The sequence below is a fragment of the Bradyrhizobium sp. genome (assembly GCF_049586575.1).
GTDB lineage: Bacteria > Pseudomonadota > Alphaproteobacteria > Rhizobiales > Xanthobacteraceae > Bradyrhizobium.
In genome coordinates this window covers 1-2324 of record NZ_JBAVCF010000538.1, presented here as the reverse complement: position 1 = coordinate 2324, position 2324 = coordinate 1, and the positions used below count along the sequence as shown (strand labels likewise).

The following is a 2324-nucleotide window of genomic DNA, read 5'->3' as shown; positions in this document are numbered from 1 at the left end:
ACCCAGGGCAACAAGCCGTTCCCAATGCAACTGGGGAATATCGCCCTGGGCATCGCCTTTGCCGACTTCACGCAACGAAGCAAACTCTTCGGTGCTCAACAAAGCCGATGGATCGCGAGCCGCTTTGCTATCTGTCATTTTCTGAAATCCAGACTGCGCAAGATGATGCCGGGCGGCGTGCCCTCGAATTCCCTTGCGATAAATTTTTGAGCGGCACGTTCTTCAATCTGGTCGCGCAATCGCATGAACTGCCCCTCGCGCTGTTCGGGCTTGGTCCGCTCCTGCTTTTCCAGATCGTCCATGGCAGACGTGCTGACGGCGCAGGGTATTTCCCTTTGGCCGTCAACCATCGAAAACAGCACCACCATGCGATCGAATTCGTAACCGCCGAAGCTTCCGCGTGTCAGTGCCATTTGATGTGCCTCCCGGATAGTTACGCAGCCGGCGCTACTCTTTTGACCTTGGGCGGCGGCGGATCGATCTCCGCAATCCTGCGAAGACAATCGGCCTCGGAATCGTGCGGCCCGGAGACGAACGTTCCGCTCACTTTCGTGCTGTACCAGCCGGATACGACGCCAAGCCGAAGCGACTCCTCCGTCCTGACGTGACGCGGCGAGAGATTTTGCATGGATTTCACTACTTTCAGATTGGCGCTCGATCTTTGATCGCGCGGAGGAGTCTCCGACCATTCGGAAACGATAATTTGCTCAGCTCTTGTCGGTGAGCCGGGCAAAATCAGCAAATATCGCGGCGACAAGATCGCGATGATGGGCATCTCCGGGAGCCAGCTCCGCGGTATACAAACTCAAGACGTAGCGCGCCTTGGCGGCGGCCTCCGGCCAGGACGTAGCCTGAACCGACAGGAGTTGGGTTTCGAGCACCGCTTGCCGCTCGCGCAATTGCGTTGCGTTGTTTTCGACCTCGGCAAGCGCTCGCCTTATGTCAGTGGCTTTTTGCGCGGCCATACCCCGATGACTATCGAGATCGAGCGGCTTGTCATTCATGCGGCGCGCTCGCATCCAGGCGCTGAGCGTCGGATAAATCAACCGAGCCGATGGAAACCATTTCCATCGCCGAGTTCTGCCCCGCCGCCGGCACCATGATCATGGTAGCGACCCGGCGGAACGCCGGGAACGACAGCCCTTCGATCATCTCCTCGTCGGTGATGACCTCATATGACCCCGGAGGCAGCAGGCGGTCGATGCCTCTGATCCGGAACTGGTGTTGAAACGTGACGGTTTCACGCCGCGAGCGTGTGGTCATGCCGCGACAGTCGTCGTCAACGACCCTCGTCCGACCCTACGGTTGTGCATAAATTCACCATGCGCCCTTTGGGGCCGAATAGCTATCGCTTTCTAGTAGCGGTGTCGGCCAAATCGCCGCGGTTTGCCTTGTATTCGGCCGCCTTGGTAGCCACCTTTTCAGGTATGTTCGGGCATTTTCCGGCAATCCGCAGGTAAAAACCCCTGAAAACGACCCCCGGGCAAGCCCCGCATCTACGCATTTAACTGCTGTTCAACGGCCGCTTCGAAGTCGCACAACAGCAGGGCTTCGAGACGAAGGCGGCGTCCAATTCCCATGTGCGCAAGTAGCTGGATCTGGTGCTCCGTATGAAGATTCGTGTCGGCTTCGAGATGATCTACGACTTTCCCCAGCCGACGCCCCTGATCGCGGTGGTCGGTACGCATTTTTCAAGAGCCTCCGACATCATCGAGCCAGACTACCTGACCATCAGCCCTTCAGTGCCGATCACACCCTATCGCGACGGCTTCGGCAACTGGTGCAGCCGTATCGTTGCTCCTGCCGGCAGGGTACGCCTTGCGGCCGATGGTGTCGTCCGGGATAGCGGGTTGCCCGACGCGACCGTGCCGACAGCCACGCAGCACGCGGTGGAGGACCTTCCCGCGGATACCATCGTCTATCTGCTTGGCAGCCGCTACTGCGAAACCGACCGGCTTTCCGATATTGCCTGGAAACTGTTCGAGAAAACGATGCCTGGCTGGACGCGGGTGCAAGCGATTTGCGATTTCGTCCATCACCACATCGCATTCGGGTACGAACATGCGCGCTCGACCAAGACTGCATGGGAAGCCTTCGATGAGGGCAAGGGCGTCTGTCGCGATTACGCGCACCTCGCCATCACGTTCTGCCGCTGCATGAACATCCCCGCGCGATATTGCACCGGCTATCTCGGCGATATCGGCATGCCGCCTCCCTACGCCGCAGGGGATTTTGCCGGTTGGTTCGAGGCCTATATTGGCGGTCACTGGTACACGTTCGATGCGCGCAACAACATTCCGCGAATCGGCCGTGTCCTGATTGCC

General features: G+C 59.0%; 5 protein-coding genes. 1 reads left to right on the top strand and 4 read right to left on the bottom strand.

Translation table 11 applies throughout. The features are described 5' to 3' along the window. Positions 1 to 134: 134 nt before the first annotated feature. The 4 genes from WB528_RS20235 to WB528_RS20220 form a co-directional block, all read right to left on the bottom strand. On the bottom strand, positions 135 to 413 hold the full coding sequence (locus WB528_RS20235; protein WP_423890183.1) for a DUF1488 domain-containing protein: 279 nt from the start codon (positions 411 to 413) through the stop codon (positions 135 to 137). Between the two features lie 20 nt (positions 414 to 433). Then, positions 434 to 628 (bottom strand): hypothetical protein, encoded by a 195-nt coding sequence (locus WB528_RS20230; protein ID WP_423890182.1) that lies wholly within the window; start codon positions 626 to 628, stop codon positions 434 to 436. Positions 629 to 707: 79 nt separating this feature from the next. Further along, on the bottom strand, positions 708 to 1004 hold the full coding sequence (locus tag WB528_RS20225; RefSeq protein WP_423890181.1) for a hypothetical protein: 297 nt from the start codon (positions 1002 to 1004) through the stop codon (positions 708 to 710). Next, a complete protein-coding gene (locus tag WB528_RS20220) occupies positions 997 to 1263 on the bottom strand; it encodes a hypothetical protein (protein WP_423890180.1) in 267 nt (88 codons plus the stop codon). The genes WB528_RS20225 and WB528_RS20220 overlap by 8 nt, the downstream gene beginning before the upstream one ends. Before the next feature lie 347 nt (positions 1264 to 1610). On the opposite strand from WB528_RS20220, the gene WB528_RS20215 reads away from it, so the two are divergent. After that, positions 1611 to 2324 (top strand): transglutaminase-like domain-containing protein (locus WB528_RS20215; RefSeq protein ID WP_423890179.1); only part of this gene is annotated, 714 nt, incomplete at its 3' end.